The organism is Enterobacter cloacae complex sp. 309I3 (genome assembly GCF_050031595.1).
In the GTDB taxonomy this organism is placed as follows: domain Bacteria; phylum Pseudomonadota; class Gammaproteobacteria; order Enterobacterales; family Enterobacteriaceae; genus Enterobacter; species Enterobacter cloacae.
The window spans coordinates 298,676-317,946 of record NZ_JBLGWI010000001.1; the positions used below are offsets into that span (position 1 = coordinate 298,676).

17 protein-coding genes and 1 pseudogene are annotated in these 19,271 nt (G+C 54.2%); 14 read left to right on the forward strand and 4 right to left on the reverse strand.

Annotation, left to right across the window (positions count from 1 at the left end):
- Window positions 1-32 precede the first annotated feature (32 nt).
- The 4 genes from ACQG22_RS01395 to ACQG22_RS01410 are packed head-to-tail and all read left to right on the forward strand — an operon-like array spanning window position 33 to window position 4,375.
- Complete coding sequence (locus ACQG22_RS01395; protein ID WP_369706748.1) at window positions 33-1,727, forward strand: PTS transporter subunit EIIC; 1,695 nt, start codon at window positions 33-35, stop codon at window positions 1,725-1,727.
- Window positions 1,724-2,767, forward strand: coding sequence for an oxidoreductase (locus tag ACQG22_RS01400; protein ID WP_058650688.1), 1,044 nt, complete (start codon window positions 1,724-1,726; stop codon window positions 2,765-2,767). Before ACQG22_RS01395 ends, ACQG22_RS01400 begins: the two co-directional genes overlap by 4 nt.
- A gap of 2 nt (window positions 2,768-2,769) precedes the next feature.
- Window positions 2,770-3,630, forward strand: coding sequence for a hypothetical protein (locus ACQG22_RS01405; protein ID WP_058678459.1), 861 nt, complete (start codon window positions 2,770-2,772; stop codon window positions 3,628-3,630).
- Between the two features lie 40 nt (window positions 3,631-3,670).
- Window positions 3,671-4,375, forward strand: a complete 705-nt coding sequence (locus ACQG22_RS01410; RefSeq protein WP_045294816.1) for a GntR family transcriptional regulator — start codon at window positions 3,671-3,673, stop codon at window positions 4,373-4,375.
- 103 nt (window positions 4,376-4,478) lie between these two features.
- On the opposite strand, the gene malG is transcribed toward ACQG22_RS01410, so the two are convergent.
- The 3 genes from malG to malE all read right to left on the reverse strand — a co-directional run bounded on the left by malG (window position 4,479) and on the right by malE (window position 8,244).
- Window positions 4,479-5,369: a maltose ABC transporter permease MalG gene (malG, locus tag ACQG22_RS01415; RefSeq protein WP_013095043.1), complete on the reverse strand. Its 891-nt coding sequence runs from the start codon at window positions 5,367-5,369 to the stop codon at window positions 4,479-4,481.
- A gap of 14 nt (window positions 5,370-5,383) precedes the next feature.
- A complete protein-coding gene (gene malF, locus ACQG22_RS01420) occupies window positions 5,384-6,928 on the reverse strand; it encodes a maltose ABC transporter permease MalF (protein WP_369706747.1) in 1,545 nt (514 codons plus the stop codon).
- A gap of 125 nt (window positions 6,929-7,053) precedes the next feature.
- Entirely contained in the window at window positions 7,054-8,244 is a 1,191-nt protein-coding gene (malE, locus tag ACQG22_RS01425) for a maltose/maltodextrin ABC transporter substrate-binding protein MalE (protein WP_014830274.1), read from the reverse strand.
- Between the two features lie 371 nt (window positions 8,245-8,615).
- Here malE and malK point away from each other — a divergent pair, with 371 nt between their 5' ends.
- The 5 genes from malK to ubiA all read left to right on the forward strand — a co-directional run bounded on the left by malK (window position 8,616) and on the right by ubiA (window position 13,758).
- Window positions 8,616-9,725, forward strand: coding sequence for a maltose/maltodextrin ABC transporter ATP-binding protein MalK (gene malK / locus ACQG22_RS01430; protein ID WP_008500080.1), 1,110 nt, complete (start codon window positions 8,616-8,618; stop codon window positions 9,723-9,725).
- 71 nt (window positions 9,726-9,796) lie between these two features.
- Window positions 9,797-11,140, forward strand: a complete 1,344-nt coding sequence (locus ACQG22_RS01435) for a maltoporin (RefSeq protein WP_038980815.1) — start codon at window positions 9,797-9,799, stop codon at window positions 11,138-11,140.
- Window positions 11,141-11,252: 112 nt separating this feature from the next.
- Entirely contained in the window at window positions 11,253-12,197 is a 945-nt protein-coding gene (gene malM, locus ACQG22_RS01440) for a maltose operon protein MalM (RefSeq protein WP_038980816.1), read from the forward strand.
- A 180-nt stretch (window positions 12,198-12,377) separates the two neighbouring features.
- The gene (ubiC, locus tag ACQG22_RS01445) at window positions 12,378-12,875 is read left to right on the forward strand and encodes a chorismate lyase (RefSeq protein ID WP_013095049.1); all 498 of its coding nucleotides are present in this window, start codon (window positions 12,378-12,380) and stop codon (window positions 12,873-12,875) included.
- 13 nt (window positions 12,876-12,888) lie between these two features.
- Window positions 12,889-13,758, forward strand: coding sequence for a 4-hydroxybenzoate octaprenyltransferase (ubiA, locus tag ACQG22_RS01450; protein WP_013095050.1), 870 nt, complete (start codon window positions 12,889-12,891; stop codon window positions 13,756-13,758).
- Between the two features lie 98 nt (window positions 13,759-13,856).
- Here the strand turns inward: ubiA and plsB are convergent, their stop codons facing one another.
- A complete protein-coding gene (gene plsB / locus ACQG22_RS01455) occupies window positions 13,857-16,277 on the reverse strand; it encodes a glycerol-3-phosphate 1-O-acyltransferase PlsB (RefSeq protein WP_013095051.1) in 2,421 nt (806 codons plus the stop codon).
- Between the two features lie 154 nt (window positions 16,278-16,431).
- On the opposite strand from plsB, the gene ACQG22_RS01460 reads away from it, so the two are divergent.
- The 5 genes and pseudogenes from ACQG22_RS01460 (at window position 16,432) to ACQG22_RS01480 (ending at window position 19,249) form a co-directional block, all read left to right on the forward strand.
- Window positions 16,432-16,800 (forward strand): diacylglycerol kinase, encoded by a 369-nt coding sequence (locus ACQG22_RS01460; protein ID WP_023620295.1) that lies wholly within the window; start codon window positions 16,432-16,434, stop codon window positions 16,798-16,800.
- A gap of 108 nt (window positions 16,801-16,908) precedes the next feature.
- Window positions 16,909-17,517 carry a transcriptional repressor LexA gene (gene lexA, locus ACQG22_RS01465; protein WP_013095053.1) on the forward strand — a complete coding sequence of 203 codons (609 nt, stop codon included), beginning with the start codon at window positions 16,909-16,911 and terminating at the stop codon, window positions 17,515-17,517.
- A gap of 64 nt (window positions 17,518-17,581) precedes the next feature.
- Window positions 17,582-18,919, forward strand: a complete 1,338-nt coding sequence (gene dinF, locus ACQG22_RS01470; protein ID WP_038418457.1) for an MATE family efflux transporter DinF — start codon at window positions 17,582-17,584, stop codon at window positions 18,917-18,919.
- Window positions 18,916-18,990: pseudogene (locus ACQG22_RS01475) on the forward strand (hypothetical protein); the annotation flags it as partial. The gene dinF and the pseudogene ACQG22_RS01475, both read left to right, overlap by 4 nt.
- 49 nt (window positions 18,991-19,039) lie before the next feature.
- Window positions 19,040-19,249 (forward strand): CsbD family protein, encoded by a 210-nt coding sequence (locus ACQG22_RS01480; RefSeq protein ID WP_020686626.1) that lies wholly within the window; start codon window positions 19,040-19,042, stop codon window positions 19,247-19,249.
- Window positions 19,250-19,271 lie beyond the last annotated feature (22 nt).

Genomic DNA, 19,271 nt, shown 5'->3' on the forward strand with positions numbered 1-19,271 from the left:
CACATACTTAATCTATTCGACAGGTGATCTGCATGGCCCACTCTTCAATACTGGAGCGGATAACTGACGTCTCGCAAAAGCTGGCATCAGAAGTCCATCTTCGAAGTCTACGGGACAGTTTTATTATTACTGTTCCGTTCCTTGTCCTGGCTGGACTCTTCATCATGCTTAATTATGTTTTTCTCGATCCGAAAGGCATATTGAGCGGTCTGTTATCCACTGACACCCTGGTACAGCTACGCAATATTGGCGAGCGCGTTCTTAACGGAACAATGAATATTTTATCGCTGATGCTGGTGATATTAATTGCGTATCATATTGCCAGTAAGAAAAAACACCCTACGCCAGTCATACCCGCTATGGTTGCGCTGGCGGTGTTTTATGCATTAATGCCCATTGAAACCGTGCAAACCCTGGCCGATGGTCAGCAGGCTCGGCTTACCGGGATGGTCTCCTATGGCAGTACCAATGCTGGCGGTGTCTTTCTGGCAATACTGACGGCGGTGTTATCAACAAATCTTTTTTTATGGATTTCGAAAAATAAAAAATTACAGATCCGGCTAGGAGATGATGTGCCTTCCATGGTGGTGCAATCCTTCCAGTCGATGTTTTCAATTATGCTAACCGTCGCTATTTTCGCGCTGGTTGCATTTAGCGTTAATCTTTTCCTTCATACTGAAATCCCGACGCTGATTCAGCATCTCATCCAGGCGCCGCTGGTACATTTAACGACTAATTTATCCGGTTTTCTGGTGTTAACGACCCTGACAAATCTTCTCTTTTCGTTGGGGATACATCCGGGTGGGATTATTAATCCCATTCTTGAACCTCCCTTGCTGGTAGCGATGCAGGAAAACATGTCCGCCTTTGCCAGCGGGCAGATCCCACCCCATATTATCGTTCTGCCATTTCGCGATCTGTATGGTCATATGGGAGGAACCGGGAGCACGCTGGCCCTGCTGCTGGCAGTGTTTGTTCGAAGCCATATGTCCAGCCACCGTAACTTTTCCAGAACGGTGATTGCCCCAGGCATTTTTAATATTAACGAGCCGGTCATTTTTGGTTTCCCGGTGCTCTACAACCCGTTAATGATGATCCCTTTTATCCTTTATCCGCAGATTAATTTCACAATCGCGTACTTTGCAACCGCCTGGGGATGGGTCTCAAAAATTGTTGCCTACGTTCCCTGGTCAGTGCCTCCGCTTATTTCTGGCTGGCTCGGATCTGGCGGTGATTTTCGTAATGTCATTTTGCAGATCCTGCTATTAGCGCTTGGGGTCGTAATCTATTTACCTTTTCTCACCGCCTATGAGCGTTCGTTAATCAAACGCAGCAATGAAACGATAATTAACACTCTCGCCTCTGAGTCAGAAATAACGCCGCAGGAGGACAATGATATTCATCGGTTGGATGGGAAAACCATTATTCTGGCCTGCAATGAAGGCATGTCGACCTCTTTGATGGCCAGCAAAATGCGAAAATATTGCGAAAGCCAGAATTGTACGCTCAACGTGTATGCCGTGAATGCAGGTAAACTGGTCGATGAATATAAAAACGCCCAGCTTATATTGCTGGGTCCGCAAATCGCGTATCTCCAGGAAACCATTCTTCAGGATATCAATCACCACTGCCCGGTGATCCCCCTTGACCCTCAGCACTTCAGCAAACTTGATGGACCGGCGGTAATTCATGCCGCACTGCCATACTTTAAAAAGGAATCCGTATGATTAACTGCGCCTATATTGGCTTTGGTAAAAGCGCCACGCGCTATCATCTCCCTTATGTTTTATGCCGCAAGGATAAATACAACGTAAAGCGTATTTATGATATTGCGCGTAAGCCAGAGGTTGAAGCGCAGCCGCACTATCAACACATCTGTTTTACCTCCCGGCTGCAGGATATTCTGGAAGACAATACGCTTCAGCTGGTGGTTATCTGCACCCATCCTGATAGCCATTTTGAGTATGCCCGGCTATGTCTGGCACATGGCAAAAACGTGCTGGTCGAGAAACCTTTTACAACCACCCCAGAAGAAGCGAAAACGCTGTTTGCTCTGGCGAGAGAAAAGGGCTTAACCGTCTCTCCGTTTCAAAACCGACGTTTTGATAGCTGTTATTTGACCATGAAACAGGCGATTGAGAGCGGTAAACTGGGGGAAATTGTCGAGATCGAAAGCCATTTTGACTATTTTCGCCCGGCGTCGGAAACCTGTCCCGGCAGTTATTTCGACGGCGCGTTTTATGGCCTTGGCGTGCATACGCTCGATCAAATTATCGCCCTGCTGGGGCGTCCGCAGCAGGTCGGGTACCATCTTCAGCGCCAGAGAAACCCGCTCAACCCTGACGACGCCTTCACCGTTCACCTCTATTACCCGAAGACGACCGCGATCGTGAAAACCAGCCATCTGGTGAAAATACCCGCGCCGAGATTCACTGTACACGGTACGAGAGGCTCGTTTATTCGCTATGGTATCGACCAGCAGGAAACCAGCCTGAAGGCGGGCATTATGCCTGGGGACCCAGGGTTTGGTGAAGATCGTGAATGCGCGGTGCTGGAGTATATCGATGACGCAGGATGTTCTGTCCGGGAGGAACTGCCGGCGGTACCCGGCGACTACGGACGCGTTTATGACGCGCTTTACGACACACTCTCCTCAGGCAAGGCCAACTATGTCAGCGAGCAAGAAGCGTTAACCAATCTCGACATTTTGCAAAAGGCATTTCAACAGCCAACACCTGCCATCGTTTCTCTCGAAGAGGAGGCGTAAAGATGAAACGGCTTCTGAATTGCCGGGCCAGCGACTTTCGTGGCCCCATTACCGGCGATAGCTTACGAGATGCCATCAGCGCCAGCGAAGGGCGCGTCATTATGGCCGAAATTGCCGTGCAGGCGCCCCCGCTGTTTGCAGAGGTGACGAATGCGGAATTGTTGTGCGCGTTTGGCGCCGACCTCCTGCTGCTCAAGGGGATCCATTTTCAGCGGCCCGCATTGAACGGCGGAGAAGAACGTTTTGGCGCCGATCCTGTCAGCCAGGTGAAATGTCTGACGGGGCGTTTAACAGGCGTCAATTTTGAAGTCCTGCCCGCAGACGATCTCTCCAGCCCCGGCGCTTTTCTGCCTGCGCATCTGGAGGCAGTGCGGCATGCGGATTTTTACTGCCTGACCGGCTATGACAAGCCCGGGGTGACGGCCGGGCGTATGTGTCAGGCGATAGCAGCGCTCAGGGCGCAAACCGATAAGCTGATTCTGGCCGCGAAATTTTATAATTCCGGGCTGGCGCAACCCCAGGAGTATGCTGGCTATATCAGTGCAGGCGCAGATGGCGCTATCTTTTCGGCACCAGGCGGATGCCGGGGGGCATCGGAAGGACGCGTCAGCCACATTGCGCAGGCAGTGCAGTCGCTGGGAGGGCTTGCCATCACCACGCTGAGCAGTAGTCAGGAAGGTGCGGATTGTGCTACGGTGCGCGACATTGGCCTGGCCAGTAAACGTTGCGGTAGCGACATGCATAATTTTGGCGACGCAGGGATGGCAGGCATGGCCGACCCGGAAGCGCTGAATGCCTTATCCCTCGCTATCCGTGGCCGACGGCACACCTGGGTGCGTATGGCAGCATCCCTGTCTCGTTAATTTGAGTCGGCCCTGTAAGGGGCCGTTTGCGGAGAGCGTTATGCCTAAGTATATGGAGATCTACCATGAAGTGCGGCGGCGCATTATGGTGGGCATCTATGCTCCCGACAAAAAATTGCCCGAAGGGGCAAGGCTCGCCGCTGAATTTGAATGTAGCGAGCTAACCATCACCAAAGCGCTGGATTTGCTCGTCCGCGAGGGACTGGTGCTGCGCAAGCGTGGGCTAGGCTCGTTTGTTAAGCGCCAGGTTTCTGCGGCAAGCAATTCACACCTGATAGGCACCGCGCAGCGCTGCGCCACTCAGGGGAAAACCCTCACCACTCGCGTGCAGCTATATACCGCCGTGCCTGCCTCTGCCGATATCGCGCAAAAATTGCAAATCCCTGAGGGTGAACTGGTGCATGAAATCCACAGGGTACGCGTCATAGCGGAGATCCCTTCCATCGTGGAGTACACATGGATGCCTGTCGCGCTGTTTCCTCGTCTGGCTCTGAGCCATGTTCAGCATTCCATTTACGCGTACATTACCCATGAGTTGGGGTGTACCGTCCATAGCGCACATATGAAAGTCACCGGGCGAAACGCCAGCGAGCAGGAAAGGGTGTGGCTGGAGCTGACCGAACCCACCACGCTTATTCAGGTGGAGCAGACGGCATTTCTCGATAACGGCAAGCTGTTTGAATACTCCTGCGCCCGCCATCTCTGGCATACCTTTAACTTTGAGACTGACTTTGTGCGTGTCTGACCCATAAAAAAATGGCGCTCCGAAGAGCGCCTAACAACAGTCACAAGTTGGGTTAATACAATACGTCTAAAGTTGAGGGTTGCAGTGGCATAACAGATGAAACTTAACCTTTCACACCGCCCGCCGTCAGGCCGTTGACCAGCCAGCGCTGCGCCAGCAGGAACACCACGGTAATCGGGATGGCAGAGAGTACGGCCGCCGCGGCAAAGTCGCCCCACAGGTAGTTTTGCGGGTTGAGGTATTGCTGCATACCCACGGCCAGGGTGTAACTATTCACATCACGCAGTAACAGAGACGCGACCGGCACTTCGGTGATGGCGGCGATAAACGACAGGATAAATACCACCGCCAGGATAGGCACCGACAGCGGCAGCAGAACCAGACGGAACGCCTGCCATGGTGTCGCGCCATCCAGCGCCGCCGCTTCTTCCAGCGAGCCGTCGATGGTTTCGAAATAACCTTTGATGGTCCACACATGCAGGGCGATACCGCCAAGATAGGCGAAGATCACGCCGCCGTGGGTGTTGAGGCCGATAAACGGCACATACTGGCCCAGGCGGTCAAACAAGGCATACAACGCGACCAGAGACAGTACCGCCGGGAACATCTGGAAAATCAGCATCCCTTTCAGCAGTGAGGCCTTGCCCGGGAACTTCATACGGGCGAAGGCGTACGCACAGGTGGTGGAGAGCGTCACGATGCCGATCGCGGTGATGGTCGCCACTTTCACCGAGTTCCAGAGCCACAGCAGTACCGGGAACGGCGGCGGGGTAACGCGGCCATCGGCATGCTCCACGCTGAAGCCCAGCGCAAGCTTCCAGTGCTCCCAGGAGATTTCGTCCGGGATCAGGCTGCCGGTAGCGAAGTTACCCGAACGCAGGGAGATGGCGATGACCATCAGCAGCGGGAACATGATCGCCGCAATAAAAATCAGCAGCCCTAAATGTGTCGCCAGGAGGCGCAGTTTCTGAGATTTGGGTTGTACCATAGCCATGATCGATGCCCTCCTTAGTCAAATTTCATACGTGTGGCTTTCAGGTTCACTATCGCCAGCGCGCCAACCAGCAGGAAGATCAGGGTGGCAATCGCTGCCGCCAGACCAAAGTCCTGACCGCCGCCTCCTTCAAAGGCGATGCGATAGGTGTAGCTCACGAGCAGATCGGTATAGCCGGCTGGCGTGGTGGTACCGAGACGATCCGGGCCACCGTTGGTCAACAGCTGAATCAGCACGAAGTTGTTAAAGTTGAAGGCAAAGCTGGCAATCATCAGCGGAGTCAGCGGCTTGATGAGCAGCGGCAGCGTAATCTTAAAGAAGTTCTGGAACGGACCCGCGCCATCCATTGCCGAGGCTTCGTACAGGTCGTCGGGGATAGCCTTCAGCAGGCCCATGCACAGGATCATCATGTACGGATAACCCAGCCAGGTGTTGACGATGATAATCATCGAACGGGCGGTGGTCGGGTCGCTGAACCAGGCCGGTTTGATGCCGAACAGCGCGCTCAGCATCATGTTGATTTCACCGAAGCTCTGGTTAAACAGCCCTTTGAAAATCAGAATTGAGATAAACGACGGTACGGCATACGGCAGGATCAGCAGCACGCGGTAGATCGCTTTGCCTTTCAGGGCTTCCCACTGCACGAGGCAGGCCAGCACCATACCCACGGCAACGGTCAGGAGTACCGTCAATACGGAGAAGACCACCGTCCAGACGAAGATAGCAAAGAACGGCTTCTGGATCCCTTCGTCGGTAAACACGCGGGTAAAGTTGTCCCAGCCGATAGTCACGGTATAGCCCGGGCTGAGTTTGTCATCGCCCCAGCTGCCGTCGGCGTTTACAGATTGATAGAAACCAATATCGTTGTTCGGACGGTACTTCACGCCGCTCTGGTTATTCGTCAGCGTGCCGTCATCCGCCAGGGTATAGAGTGGCTGCGTACCGGAAAACTGGCGCAGCGAGCTCATGGTCACTTTGCTTTCATCTGGCAGCACGGCGGTGAGCTGAGTCAGCGCCTGACGGTTCTGGGTAATGATACGCAGGTTAGCGCGTTCGCCTTCCGGCAGGGCAGGGACCTCTTTTAAGGCCAGCTTCTGCTCGCCGCCAAATTTGAAAGCGTCGGAAATATAGGTTTTGCCGCTCTCGCCGTCAGTCAGTGCTAATTTCCATTCGTCACCCGCAGGATACAAACCAAAGTTGAAGGTCTTGCCTGCCTGATAAGAACGGTCCAGAAGCACCTGAGTGGCGCGCTCTTGCGCGAGCTGGTTGGTGCTGCTGTAGTTAGTGAATGCGATAGCGATAGTACAGATCAGCGGGAACAGGACAAACAGCCCCATCCCGGCCACGCCCGGATAGACATAACGCCAGGCATATGCCTTACGGTTGGCGAAAATATACAGGCCAGCAGAGCTTAAAATCAGCGTCATGATGGCGAACAGATATTCCCCTTGTACGTACATTAAAACAACAAGGTAACCCACCAGCAGACAGAGCAGACCGATCGCTGACCACTTCAGCACGTCGCTTTGCCACCAATGTTTCTTTTTAATGACATCCATGGGGTTCTTCCTCTACAACGTTTGATCTTTTCTCCCTCTCCTGGGGGAGAGGGCCGGGGTGAGGGCGTGCGGATAGCGACAACCCTCACCCTAACCCTCTCCCAGAGGGAGAGGGGACTACGGCATTACTTAGTAATACGACCCTGCGCATCTTTCAGCGCGGCATCGACAGTCTGACGACCGCTTGCGGCGTTAATCACCGCAGTACGGGTGGCATACCAGAACGCGGCCATCTGTGGGATGTTCGGCATGATTTCGCCTTTCTGGGCGTTATCCATGGTTGCCGCGATACGTGGGTCTTTTGCCAGCTGATCCTGGAAGGATTTCAGCGCAACGGCACCCAGCGGTTTGTCCTTGTTCACTTCATCCAGACCCTGATCGGTCAGCAGGTAGTTTTCGAGGAACTCTTTCGCCAGCTCTTTGTTCGGGCTGGCGGCGTTGATACCTGCGCTCAGCACGCCGACGAACGGTTTAGACGGCTTGCCGTTGAAGGTTGGCAGCAGCGTCACGCCGTAGTTGATTTTGCTCTTGTCGATGTTGGTCCAGGCCCACGGACCGTTGATGGTCATCGCGGTTTCGCCTTTGTTGAACGCCGCTTCCGCGATGGAGTAATCGGTATCCGCGTTCATGTGTTTGTTCTTGATCAGATCGACCAGGAAGGTCAGACCCGCTTTCGCACCCGCGTTGTCCACGCCCACGTCTTTGACGTCATATTTGCCGTTTTCAAACTTGAACGCGTAACCGCCATCGGCAGCAATCAGCGGCCAGGTGAAGTACGGCTCCTGCAGGTTGAACATCAGCGCGCTCTTACCTTTCGCTTTCAGCTCTTTATCCAGTTTCGGGATCTCTTCCCAGGTTTTCGGCGGGTTAGGCACCAGGTCTTTGTTATAAATCAGAGACAGGGCTTCCACTGCGATTGGATAAGCGATCAGCTTGCCGTTATAGCGAACGGCGTCCCAGGTGAACGGGAACAGTTTGTCCTGGAAGGCTTTATCAGGCGTGACTTCCGCCAGCAGGCCGGATTGTGCATAACCCCCGAAACGGTCATGCGCCCAGAAGATGATGTCCGGGCCGTCACCGGTTGCCGCAACCTGCGGGAATTTCTCTTCCAGCTTGTCCGGGTGTTCTACGGTGACTTTGATACCGGTGTCTTTTTCGAATTTTTTACCCACTTCGGCCAGGCCGTTATAGCCTTTGTCGCCGTTAATCCAGATAACCAGCTTACCTTCTTCAATTTTGGCGAGAGCCGGTGCGGAAATCATCATTGCTGCAAGGGCGGACAATGCGAAAACGCGTGCGCCAGTCTTGATCTTCATATCTGCCATCCTTTTTTGGTGATGTGCTCGTGGATACATAAGGTGGTTCAACGTCACTCAGTCTCCTTATTTGACATCCTCTTTCCATCCTCCCAACCCCTACGCCCCACCCCCGGTTTGTGTGATCTGTGTTGCATAAATTTAAGTTATGAGTGCTGGCGCACATAAAAACACGCTGAATTTTGCAGGTGGGGTCACGAATTTTGCCTCAGCCCGCCAGCTGCGGTCGCAGAGCCTGCTCTCTCATCCTCCCGCCTCCTCCCCCATAAAAAAGCCGGGGGGTGGAGGATTCGCGAAAGTAATGGATACCCCATAGTGAACTTATCTTGAATGTTTCTGTCGGTGACAGGTTGTAACGAAGGGAGAAGGGCATGGCGAGCGTACAGCTGCGTAATGTAACGAAAGCCTGGGGCGACGTAGTGGTGTCAAAAGACATCAATCTCGACATCCACGAAGGTGAATTCGTGGTGTTTGTTGGCCCATCTGGCTGCGGTAAATCAACTCTGCTGCGTATGATTGCCGGTCTTGAAACCATCACCAGCGGTGATTTGCTGATTGGTGATACCCGAATGAACGACATTCCGCCTGCCGAACGTGGCGTTGGCATGGTGTTCCAGTCTTATGCACTTTATCCCCATCTCTCCGTCGCCGAGAACATGTCCTTTGGCCTGAAGCTGGCGGGGGCGAAAAAAGAGGTGATTAACCAGCGCGTCACGCAGGTGGCGGAAGTGTTACAGCTGGCACACCTGCTGGAGCGTAAACCGAAGGCGCTTTCCGGTGGTCAGCGTCAGCGCGTCGCGATTGGCCGTACGCTGGTGGCCGAACCACGCGTCTTCCTGCTGGATGAACCGCTTTCTAACCTGGATGCCGCGCTGCGCGTCCAGATGCGTATCGAAATCTCCCGTCTGCATAAACGTCTTGGCCGCACGATGATTTACGTCACCCACGATCAGGTCGAAGCGATGACGCTGGCCGACAAAATTGTGGTTCTGGACGCAGGCCGCGTGGCACAGGTGGGTAAACCGCTGGAGCTTTATCACTATCCGGCAGACCGCTTTGTTGCGGGCTTTATTGGCTCGCCAAAGATGAACTTCCTGCCCGTCAAAGTCACGGCGACAGCCATTGAACAGGTACAGGTGGAGTTGCCAAACCGTCAGCAAGTCTGGCTACCGGTCGACAGCGCCAACGTACAGGTGGGGGCCAACATGTCCCTCGGTATTCGTCCTGAACATTTACTGCCGAGCCACATCGCCGATGTGACGCTGGAAGGTGAAGTTCAGGTCGTCGAACAACTTGGTCACGAAACACAGATTCATATCCAGATCCCCGCCATCCGTCAGAACCTGGTCTACCGCCAGAATGACGTGGTGTTGGTAGAAGAGGGTGCCACATTCGCTATCGGTTTGCCGCCAGAGCGTTGCCATCTGTTCCGCGAGGATGGCACTGCATGTCGTCGGCTGCACAAAGAGCCAGGCGTTTAAGCAATCCCAAAAGAAGACACGAAACCGACAGGTCAAGTGTTCAAAGAAAAGCAATGATCTCAGGAGATAGAATGATGATTACTCTGCGCAAACTTCCTCTGGCAGTTGCCGTCGCAGCGGGCGTAATGTCTGCTCAGGCACTGGCCGTGGATTTCCATGGTTATGCTCGTTCCGGTATCGGCTGGACCGGGAGTGGTGGTGAACAACAATGTTTCCAGGCAACCGGTGCTCAAAGTAAATACCGTCTCGGTAACGAATGTGAAACGTACGCTGAGCTGAAACTGGGCCAGGAAGTGTGGAAAGAGGGCGACAAGAGCTTCTATTTCGACACTAACGTAGCGTATTCCGTGGCGCAGCAGAACGACTGGGAAGGTACAGACCCGGCATTCCGTGAAGCTAACGTGCAGGGTAAAAACCTGATTGAGTGGCTGCCAGGCTCCACCATCTGGGCCGGTAAGCGTTTCTATCAACGTCATGACGTCCACATGATCGACTTCTACTACTGGGATATTTCTGGTCCTGGTGCAGGTCTGGAAAACATCGACGTCGGTTTCGGTAAACTCTCTCTGGCAGCGACGCGTTCTTCTGAAGCGGGTGGCTCTTCCTCCTTCGCCAGCAACAGCATTTACGACTACACCACCCGTACAGCAAACGACGTGTTTGACGTCCGTTTAGCTCAAATGGAAATCAACCCAGGCGGTACTCTGGAATTGGGTGTTGACTATGGCCGTGCTAACCCACGTGATGACTATCGCCTGGTTGACGGTGCATCTAAAGATGGCTGGATGTTCACTGCTGAACACACCCAGAGCATGTTGAAAGGCTACAACAAGTTTGTTGTTCAGTATGCAACTGACTCTATGACTTCTCAGGGTAAAGGCCTTTCTCAGGGGGCTGGTGTAGGCATCGATAGCAATAGCGGCTTTGCCTATGACATCAATAATAACGGTAGTTTGCTGCGTATCCTCGACCACGGTGCGATCTCTTTGGGCGATCGTTGGGACCTGATGTATGTCGGTATGTATCAGGATATCGACTGGGATAACAACAACGGTACCAAGTGGTGGACTGTGGGCGTACGTCCAATGTTCAAATGGACGCCAATCATGAGTACCTTACTGGAAGTGGGTTACGACAACGTCAAATCCCAGGAGACTGGCGAAACGAACAACCAGTACAAAATCACCCTGGCTCAACAGTGGCAAGCTGGCGACAGCATTTGGTCACGCCCAGCAATCCGCGTCTTCGCAACCTATGCCAAGTGGGATGAAAAATGGGGCTACGACTACACCGGTAACCCTTCCAACAACGCAAACTTCGGTAAAGCAGTCAAAGATGGCTTTAACGGTGGTTCCTTCGGCCGTGGCGACAACGATGAGTGGTCCTTCGGCGCCCAGATGGAAATCTGGTGGTAAACCCGTCTTAATCTGACGTAATGACCAAACTGAGGGGCGCAAGCCCCTCAATCCTTGGGACGGCGCGCTATTGCCTGGCTACCGCTGACCTGTGCATTTTGAGGTGATAACAATGAAAATGAACAAAACTCTCCTTGCCCTTTGCTTATCCGCAGGGCTGCTGGCAAGCGTGCCTGCAGTGACGCTCGCCAATGTGAATTTCGTCCCGCAAAATACGGCGTCTGCACCTGCTATTCCGACAGCGGCATTGCAGCAGTTAAGCTGGATCCCCGTAGATCAATCTAAAACGCAGACGACCCAGCTTTCAACGGGTGGACAGCAGCTCAACGTCTCCGGCATCACGGGGCCGGTTGCCGCTTACAGCGTGCCAGCTAATATTGGTGAACTGGCGATTACACTGACCAGTGAAGTAAACAAACAAACGAGCGTATTTGCACCTAATGTTCTGATCCTCGATCAGAACATGACTCCTTCTGCTTTCTTCCCGAGTGAATATTTTACCTATCAGGAACCGGGCGTAATGAGCGCCGACCGTCTGGAAGGTGTTATGCGTCTCACGCCTGCGCTGGGTCAACAAAAACTCTATGTGCTGGTCTTTACCACCGAGCAAGATCTGCAGAAAACGACCAAACTACTTGACCCAGCTAAAGCTTATGCCAAAGGCACCGGCAATGCGGTTCCGGATATTCCAGACCCGATTGCACGTCATGTCACCGATGGCACGTTAAAGCTGAAAGTGAAAACCAATAGTGGGTCCAGCGTTCTGGTCGGCCCACTGTTTGGCTCCTCCGGTACCGGGCCTGTCACCGTTGGGAATACCGCTGCACCTGTTTATACCGCGCCAGCGGCTACGGCAGCCGCGACCGCAGCCCCAGCTCCGGCGAAGAAAGCTGAGCCGGTACTGAACGACACCGAAGAATACTTCAACAACGCCATTAAGCAGGCGGTGAAGCGCGGCGATGTCGATAAAGCGCTGAAACTGCTTGATGAAGCCGAACGTTTAGGTTCAACCACTGCCCGTTCCACCTTTATCAGCAGTGTAAAAGGCAAGGGGTAACCGTTTCCCCACAGTGCTGATTTGTTAGTAGTTTAGTGCGCCTGAGTGGGCGCACTTTTTTTCGTGCCGCTCGCGCTGTTGCACCATTGTTGCGATAGTGATCGCTAAATAACGTTTGACCGCCCTCAATGCGCTTTTCTGCGATACAATGCCATTACGTTATGTATCGGAGAGTCCGGCATGTCACACCCTGCGCTAACGCAACTGCGTTCGCTGCGCTATTTCGACCAAATACCTGCGCTTGACCCGCAGCAGCTTGACTGGTTGCTGCTGGAAGATTCCATGACTAAACGTTTTGAGCAACAGGGCAAGACGGTTACGGTGACGATGATTCAGGAAGGGTTTGTCACCTCTGCTGACATTGCCAGTGAGCTGCCGCTGTTACCAAAAGAAGAACGCTACTGGTTGCGTGAAATTCTGCTCTGCGCGGATGGTGAGCCGTGGCTCGCCGGACGAACCGTGGTGCCTGAATCCACCCTTTCCGGGCCAGAGCTGGCACTGCAACGGCTGGGAAATACCCCGCTCGGGCGGTATCTTTTTACCTCGTCTGAACTTACCCGTGATTTTATTGAAATTGGACGCGATGCCGAACTGTGGGGACGTCGTTCCCGTCTTCGCCTGAGCGGTAAACCGTTAATACTGACGGAGCTTTTTTTACCGGCATCGCCGTTGTACTGAGAGGAAGAAAAAAATGGAGTGGAGCCTGACGCAGAACAAGCTGCTGGCCTATCACCGCTTAATGCGTACCGATAAACCCATCGGCGCGCTACTGCTGTTGTGGCCGACATTATGGGCGCTATGGGTGGCGACTCCGGGCGTTCCACCGCTGTGGATCCTGGGCGTGTTTGTGGCCGGTGTCTGGCTGATGCGTGCGGCGGGCTGTGTGGTCAATGACTACGCCGATCGTAAATTCGACGGACATGTGAAACGGACAGCCAATCGTCCGTTACCCAGCGGGCAGGTCACAGAGAAAGAGGCCCGCGTGCTGTTTATCGTGCTGGTGCTGCTCTCCTTCCTGCTGGTGTTAACCCTCAACACCATGACCATCCTGCTTTCCGTTGCGGCCCTCGCGCTGGCATGGGTCTACCCGTTTATGAAACGCTATACCCATCTGCCGCAGGTGGTGCTCGGCGCGGCGTTTGGCTGGTCGATCCCAATGGCGTTTGCGGCGGTCAGCGAGTCGGTACCGCTGAGCTGCTGGCTGATGTTCCTGGCGAACATTCTCTGGGCCGTGGCTTATGACACGCAATATGCGATGGTTGACCGCGATGACGATCTGAAAATTGGCATTAAATCGACCGCCATTCTGTTTGGTCGTCACGACAAGCTGATTATCGGTATCCTGCAGGTCGCCGTGCTGGCGCTGATGGTGGCGATTGGTCGCCTGAACGGGCTCAACTGGGAGTTTTACTGGTCAGTGCTGGTGGCGGGGCTGCTGTTTGCTTATCAGCAAAAGCTGATCGCAAAGCGTGAGCGTGACGCCTGTTTTAAAGCGTTTATGAATAATAACTACGTGGGCCTGGTGCTGTTCCTGGGGCTGGCGATGAGCTATTTTGGCTGAAAAAAAGCCCGGTGACGCTGAAGCTTACCGGGCCTGCATGATATGAAGCGTCAGATTGTGAGCCGGGTAAGGCGAAGCCGCCACCCGGCTTTTTCACATCACTCGCCCTGCGTCGCACTCTCAATCGTCAAACGCACGTCGGAGGTAATCAGCTCTGCCAGCATCTGATACACCTTCAGCGTCTCTTCCGGCTCGGCATCGCCCGTGTCGCTAATGAAGCCTTCATCACGCAACGTCAGTACCAGTGAACTGAAGACCGCTTTGTCGAAGAATTCCGGGGCGTTGATGCCGTGCAGAACGGAAAGACGCTGTGCCAGCGTCCGGCTCTCTTTCTCCAGCGTACCGCGGTTAATGGAGGGGTTCGCGCTCAGCAGCCAGAAGGTGATAGCGTAGCGCTGCAGCGTTTCACGCGCACCCGCCGCCAGCAGTTGCAGCGTGCGGGAGCGTGACGGATTGATATGCAGCTCGTCGTTAACAACGGTAATTAGCCCCTGACGACGCAGCTCCTCGGTCATTTTATCCAGCTCAATCGCCAGCTCATCCTTGCTCCAGCGCAGGAACAGCTCTGCTTTCAGCATCGGATAGAGCGTCTCCACGTGACGCAGCAGCTCCTGACGAGAAATACGGCGATGCTGAGTAATGATCGCCGCCATCAGCGACGGCAGCATCAGCATATGCGCGATATTGTTACGATAGTAGGTCATCAGCACCGCCTGCTCGCGCGGGAGAATGATGATGTCGCCAATCGTATCTTTCTCGACTTCAAACTTGTTCATCTGCAGCGCATGGTCGATCAGCTCGCTCGCCGTGCTGGCAGGCGTCGTTGAATCCACCGAGTAGGGAACGTTGCGCATCAGGTCAAGATAGCAATCCAGCTGCTCCGTAAGCTGTTCACGGGTCAGCGAGCGTTGACGTGACGCCAGCAGCGCCGTACAGCACAGGTTCATGGCGTTTGCGGCACCGGCATTGTTAATACGCACCATCAGCTCAGCCGCGATACCGTTAACCGTAGGCGTCAGCCAGGCTGGACGCACCGCTTCGATAGGATCGATAGACTCGCGCCAATCGGGAACATGGTTGTTCAGATACGTCATCAACGGCATCGGCTCGCCGAAGTTTACGTAGCCCTGACCAAGATTGCGTAGCTTGCTCAGGCCGCGCAGCATCTGCGGCAGGCTCTCTTTCTCTTTAGTCGCCCCGCGTAGCTCTTTGGCGTAAGTCCCCACTTCCATGACGTGCTCATAGCCAATGTAAATGGGCACCAGCGTGATGGGACGAGTGCCGCCGCGCAGCATCGCCTGGATGGTCATCGACAGCGTGCCGGTTTTCGGATCCAGCAGACGGCCGGTTCGTGAACGTCCCCCCTCCACGAAGTACTCAACGGAATAACCGCGGCTGAACAGCTCGCCCAGATATTCACGGAATACGGTGGAGTAGAGCTTGTTGCCCTTAAAGGTACGACGAATGAAGAACGCCCCCAGGCGGCGGAAAATCGGGCCTGCTGGCCAGAAGTTCAGGTTGATACCGGCTGCGATGTGCGGTGGCACCAGCCCCTGGTGATAGAGCACATACGAGAGGAGCAGGTAGTCCATGTGGCTGCGGTGGCAGGGCACATAAACAATTTCATGGCCGTCATGCGCCAGTTGGCGAACGCGCTCGGCGTTATGGACGTTAATGCCCTGATAGAGGCGGTTCCATGTAAAGCCCAGGATGCGGTCAGAAAGACGGATCATCTCATAGGAGAAGTTCGCGGCAATCTCTTCCATCAGCGCAATGGCGTTCTGCTGTGCTTTTTCGTGTGAAATCTTTTTACTCCGCGCTTCGTCTTCAACAGCACGGGCGATCGCTTTGGAAGCCAGCAGCTTGTTGAAGAGATCCTGACGCGCCGGAAGGCGAGGGCCAACGGCGGCCAGACGCTGACGAGCGAAATGCATGCGCGCCACGCGCGCCAGTTTTTGCGCGATGATCTTATCGGTGCCGTGCTCGTCGGCCATCCGGCGTAGCGAGACGGAAGGGGAGAAGCGCACAAAGCTGTCGCGCCCCAGCCAGGAGACGGCGAAGAATTTCTGGATGCCATTAAGCATGCGTAACGGTGGGTTCTCTTCCCCTTTTTCGCGGCCCGGACGACGACCAAACATCACCGACACCGGCACCATCTGCACATCCAGATCGGGATTGCTGCGATGCAGGTCGAGATAGTCGTGGAACAGCTTAATGGACTCTTCTTTTGGCGTGTAATAGGTAAACACGCGTGGCCCACCGTGAATGAACACGTATCGCGGCAACAGCGTACCGTCGACTTCTAACGGTTCAAGCGGGTCAGGTAAATCATGCGCCAGACACTGGGCGCGAAGCGTCAGCAAGTCTGCCTTCGAGTTGTAAGGCAAAACATACATAATAGGGCGCGACGTATCGAGCCCCAATTCCAGCGCGGGTTCTGCTGGGATAGACTTACTTTTTACCAGGACGCTTAATGGTAAATTAAGTAATTTGTAGTAAATTCGTGGCCAGCCAGACATAAACGATGTAAAGCCTCTGGTTAATAATGCAATTGCGGCGCAAGGATAACAGAAAGCGCGCGAAATTACTGTTGTTACCCGTCATACTTCAGGCTACAGCGCAACACGTTGCGCCTCCTGTTATTGACGCTATTTCAAATAAAAGGTTCTTTTAATGGCCAATAATACCACTGGGTTAACCCGTATCATTAAAGCTGCTGGCTATTCCTGGAAAGGTTTTCGCGCCGCTTGGGTCAACGAAGCCGCGTTTCGCCAGGAGGGTGTCGCCGCGATTGTCGCGGTGATTATCGCCTGTTTCCTTGATGTTGATGCCATTACCCGCGTGCTTCTGATCGGCTCCGTGCTGTTGGTGATGATAGTGGAAATTATTAATAGCGCTATTGAGGCCGTTGTGGACCGTATTGGCTCTGATTTTCACGAACTTTCTGGCCGGGCAAAAGACATGGGCTCTGCTGCCGTGTTGCTGGCGATTATCACTGCGGTCATCACCTGGGTCACGCTGCTTTGGTCACATTTCCGATGAGCCTCGAGGAATAATTAAGTCCCTGGTTTTTTGTGCAGTTTTTGGTTCCAAAATCGCCTTTGACTGTATATACTCACAGCATAACTGTATATACACCCAGGGGGCGGAATGAAAGCGTTAACGACCAGGCAGCAAGAGGTGTTTGATCTCATTCGGGATCATATCGGCCAGACGGGTATGCCACCCACGCGTGCGGAAATCGCGCAGCGTCTGGGCTTCCGTTCTCCGAACGCTGCCGAGGAACACCTGAAAGCGCTGGCGCGTAAAGGCGTAATTGAGATTGTATCGGGTGCTTCACGCGGTATCCGCCTGCTGGTGGAAGAAGAGACGGGCATTCCGCTGGTGGGGCGCGTCGCGGCAGGTGAACCTCTGCTGGCGCAACAGCATATTGAAGGCCACTATCAGGTTGATCCGGGCATGTTCAAGCCGAGCGCGGATTTCCTGCTGCGTGTAAGCGGTATGTCCATGAAAGACATCGGTATTCTTGACGGCGATCTGCTTGCGGTACATAAAACGCAAGACGTGCGTAACGGCCAGGTTGTGGTGGCGCGCATCGATGATGAAGTCACCGTTAAACGCCTGAAAAAGCAAGGTAATACGGTTCAGCTGCTGCCGGAAAACAACGAGTTTTCCCCCATTGTGGTAGACCTCCGCGAACAAAACTTCTCTATCGAGGGGCTGGCGGTAGGGGTCATTCGCAACGGAGAATGGCTGTAATCTCATCCTGACAGGCTACGGATCTGCCGTGGCCTGATTCCTTATCCACTCCCGGTATTTTTTCATGTCACTGCTTACGGCATCCGATAAGGCATTGTGGCGTCTTGCACTGCCGATGATTTTTTCCAATATCACCGTTCCTCTGCTGGGGCTGGTGGATACGGCAGTTATTGGTCACCTTGATTCACCCATCTATCTGGGCGGCGTGGCGATTGGCGCGACAGCGACCAGCTTCCTTTTTATGCTCCTGCTCTTTTTGCGCATGAGTACCACCGGGCTTACGGCGCAGGCGTACGGTGCTAAAGATCCTTTGCGTCTGGCGCGCGCGCTGGTTCAGCCGTTAATTCTGGCGCTTGGGGCAGGCGCGTTAATCGCTATATTACGTACCCCACTGATTGATCTGGCGCTGCATATCGTTGGCGGCAGCGAGGCGGTACTGGAGCAGGCACGACGCTTCCTTGAAATTCGCTGGCTCAGCGCGCCCGCGTCGCTGGCTAATCTGGTTCTGCTGGGGTGGTTACTCGGCGTGCAGTATGCCCGCGCGCCCGTGATCCTGCTGGTGGTAGGCAACCTCCTCAACATCGTGCTCGATCTCTGGCTGGTGATGGGCCTGCACATGAACGTGCAGGGTGCGGCACTGGCGACGGCGATTGCCGAATACGGGACGTTTATCCTTGGTCTGTGGATGGTCTGGCGGGTGCTTGTCATGCGCGGGATCTCCCTTGCTCTGCTTAAGAGTGCATGGCGAGGCAATATCCGCACTCTGCTGGCGCTTAATCGCGACATTATGCTGCGCTCACTGCTGCTGCAGCTCTGTTTCGGCGCACTGACGGTCTTTGGCGCCCGGCTTGGGCCAGATATCGTCGCGGTGAATGCCGTTCTGATGACGCTGCTGACCTTTACCGCCTATGCACTGGATGGCTTTGCCTATGCTGTGGAAGCGCATTCCGGCCAGGCATACGGCGCACGTGAAAGTGGTCAGCTGCGGGATGTCTGGCGGGCGGCCTGTCGGCAGTCGGGGCTGGTGGCGCTGGCGTTCGCGCTGATTTACGCCTGTTTTGGCGAACAGATTATTGCGTTACTCACCTCCCTTCCTGCACTGCGCGAGCTGGCAAGCCATTACCTTATCTGGCAGGTCATTTTGCCGGTGGTGGGGGTCTGGTGCTATCTGCTGGACGGTATGTTTATCGGCGCGACGCGAGGAGCGGAGATGCGTAACAGCATGGCGGTGGCGGCGGCTGGTTTTGCCCTGACGCTGCTCACGCTCCCCTGGCTGGGTAACCATGGTTTATGGCTCTCTCTGGCGGTCTTTCTCGCGTTGCGAGGCCTGTCACTGGGCTTTATCTGGCACCGGCACTGGCAAAACAATACCTGGCTTCCTTCACGCAACGATATATCGTGACGGTTAAAGATTCCGAATATAAAATCAACTGCCGAATCCTTAACTACAATTATTATCACGTCCAGCAGAAAAGAACGTAACGGACGTTACGACCCGACGCTTAACTAAGAGGACACGATGATGAATAAAGACGAAATCGGCGGCAACTGGAAGCAGTTCAAAGGTAAAGCGAAAGAACAGTGGGGTAAGCTGACGGATGACGATATGACGGTCATCGAAGGTAAACGCGATCAGCTTGTCGGTAAAATTCAGGAACGCTACGGTTACGAGAAAGACCAGGCGGAAAAAGAGGTCGGCGACTGGGAAAAACGCAACGACTACCGTTGGTAACCGTGTGATACCCGACAGTACA

Bases quoted from the DNA above. Each gene is read 5' to 3' on its own strand.
- ACQG22_RS01395 (WP_369706748.1), top strand. From the start codon at position 33: ATGGCCCACTCTTCAATACTGGAGCGGATAACTGACGTCTCGCAAAAG.
- ACQG22_RS01400 (WP_058650688.1), top strand. From the start codon at position 1,724: ATGATTAACTGCGCCTATATTGGCTTTGGTAAAAGCGCCACGCGCTAT.
- ACQG22_RS01405 (WP_058678459.1), top strand. From the start codon at position 2,770: ATGAAACGGCTTCTGAATTGCCGGGCCAGCGACTTTCGTGGCCCCATT.
- ACQG22_RS01410 (WP_045294816.1), top strand. From the start codon at position 3,671: ATGCCTAAGTATATGGAGATCTACCATGAAGTGCGGCGGCGCATTATG.
- malG (WP_013095043.1), bottom strand. From the start codon at position 5,369: ATGGCTATGGTACAACCCAAATCTCAGAAACTGCGCCTCCTGGCGACA.
- malF (WP_369706747.1), bottom strand. From the start codon at position 6,928: ATGGATGTCATTAAAAAGAAACATTGGTGGCAAAGCGACGTGCTGAAG.
- malE (WP_014830274.1), bottom strand. From the start codon at position 8,244: ATGAAGATCAAGACTGGCGCACGCGTTTTCGCATTGTCCGCCCTTGCA.
- malK (WP_008500080.1), top strand. From the start codon at position 8,616: ATGGCGAGCGTACAGCTGCGTAATGTAACGAAAGCCTGGGGCGACGTA.
- ACQG22_RS01435 (WP_038980815.1), top strand. From the start codon at position 9,797: ATGATGATTACTCTGCGCAAACTTCCTCTGGCAGTTGCCGTCGCAGCG.
- malM (WP_038980816.1), top strand. From the start codon at position 11,253: ATGAAAATGAACAAAACTCTCCTTGCCCTTTGCTTATCCGCAGGGCTG.
- ubiC (WP_013095049.1), top strand. From the start codon at position 12,378: ATGTCACACCCTGCGCTAACGCAACTGCGTTCGCTGCGCTATTTCGAC.
- ubiA (WP_013095050.1), top strand. From the start codon at position 12,889: ATGGAGTGGAGCCTGACGCAGAACAAGCTGCTGGCCTATCACCGCTTA.
- plsB (WP_013095051.1), bottom strand. From the start codon at position 16,277: ATGTCTGGCTGGCCACGAATTTACTACAAATTACTTAATTTACCATTA.
- ACQG22_RS01460 (WP_023620295.1), top strand. From the start codon at position 16,432: ATGGCCAATAATACCACTGGGTTAACCCGTATCATTAAAGCTGCTGGC.
- lexA (WP_013095053.1), top strand. From the start codon at position 16,909: ATGAAAGCGTTAACGACCAGGCAGCAAGAGGTGTTTGATCTCATTCGG.
- dinF (WP_038418457.1), top strand. From the start codon at position 17,582: ATGTCACTGCTTACGGCATCCGATAAGGCATTGTGGCGTCTTGCACTG.
- ACQG22_RS01480 (WP_020686626.1), top strand. From the start codon at position 19,040: ATGAATAAAGACGAAATCGGCGGCAACTGGAAGCAGTTCAAAGGTAAA.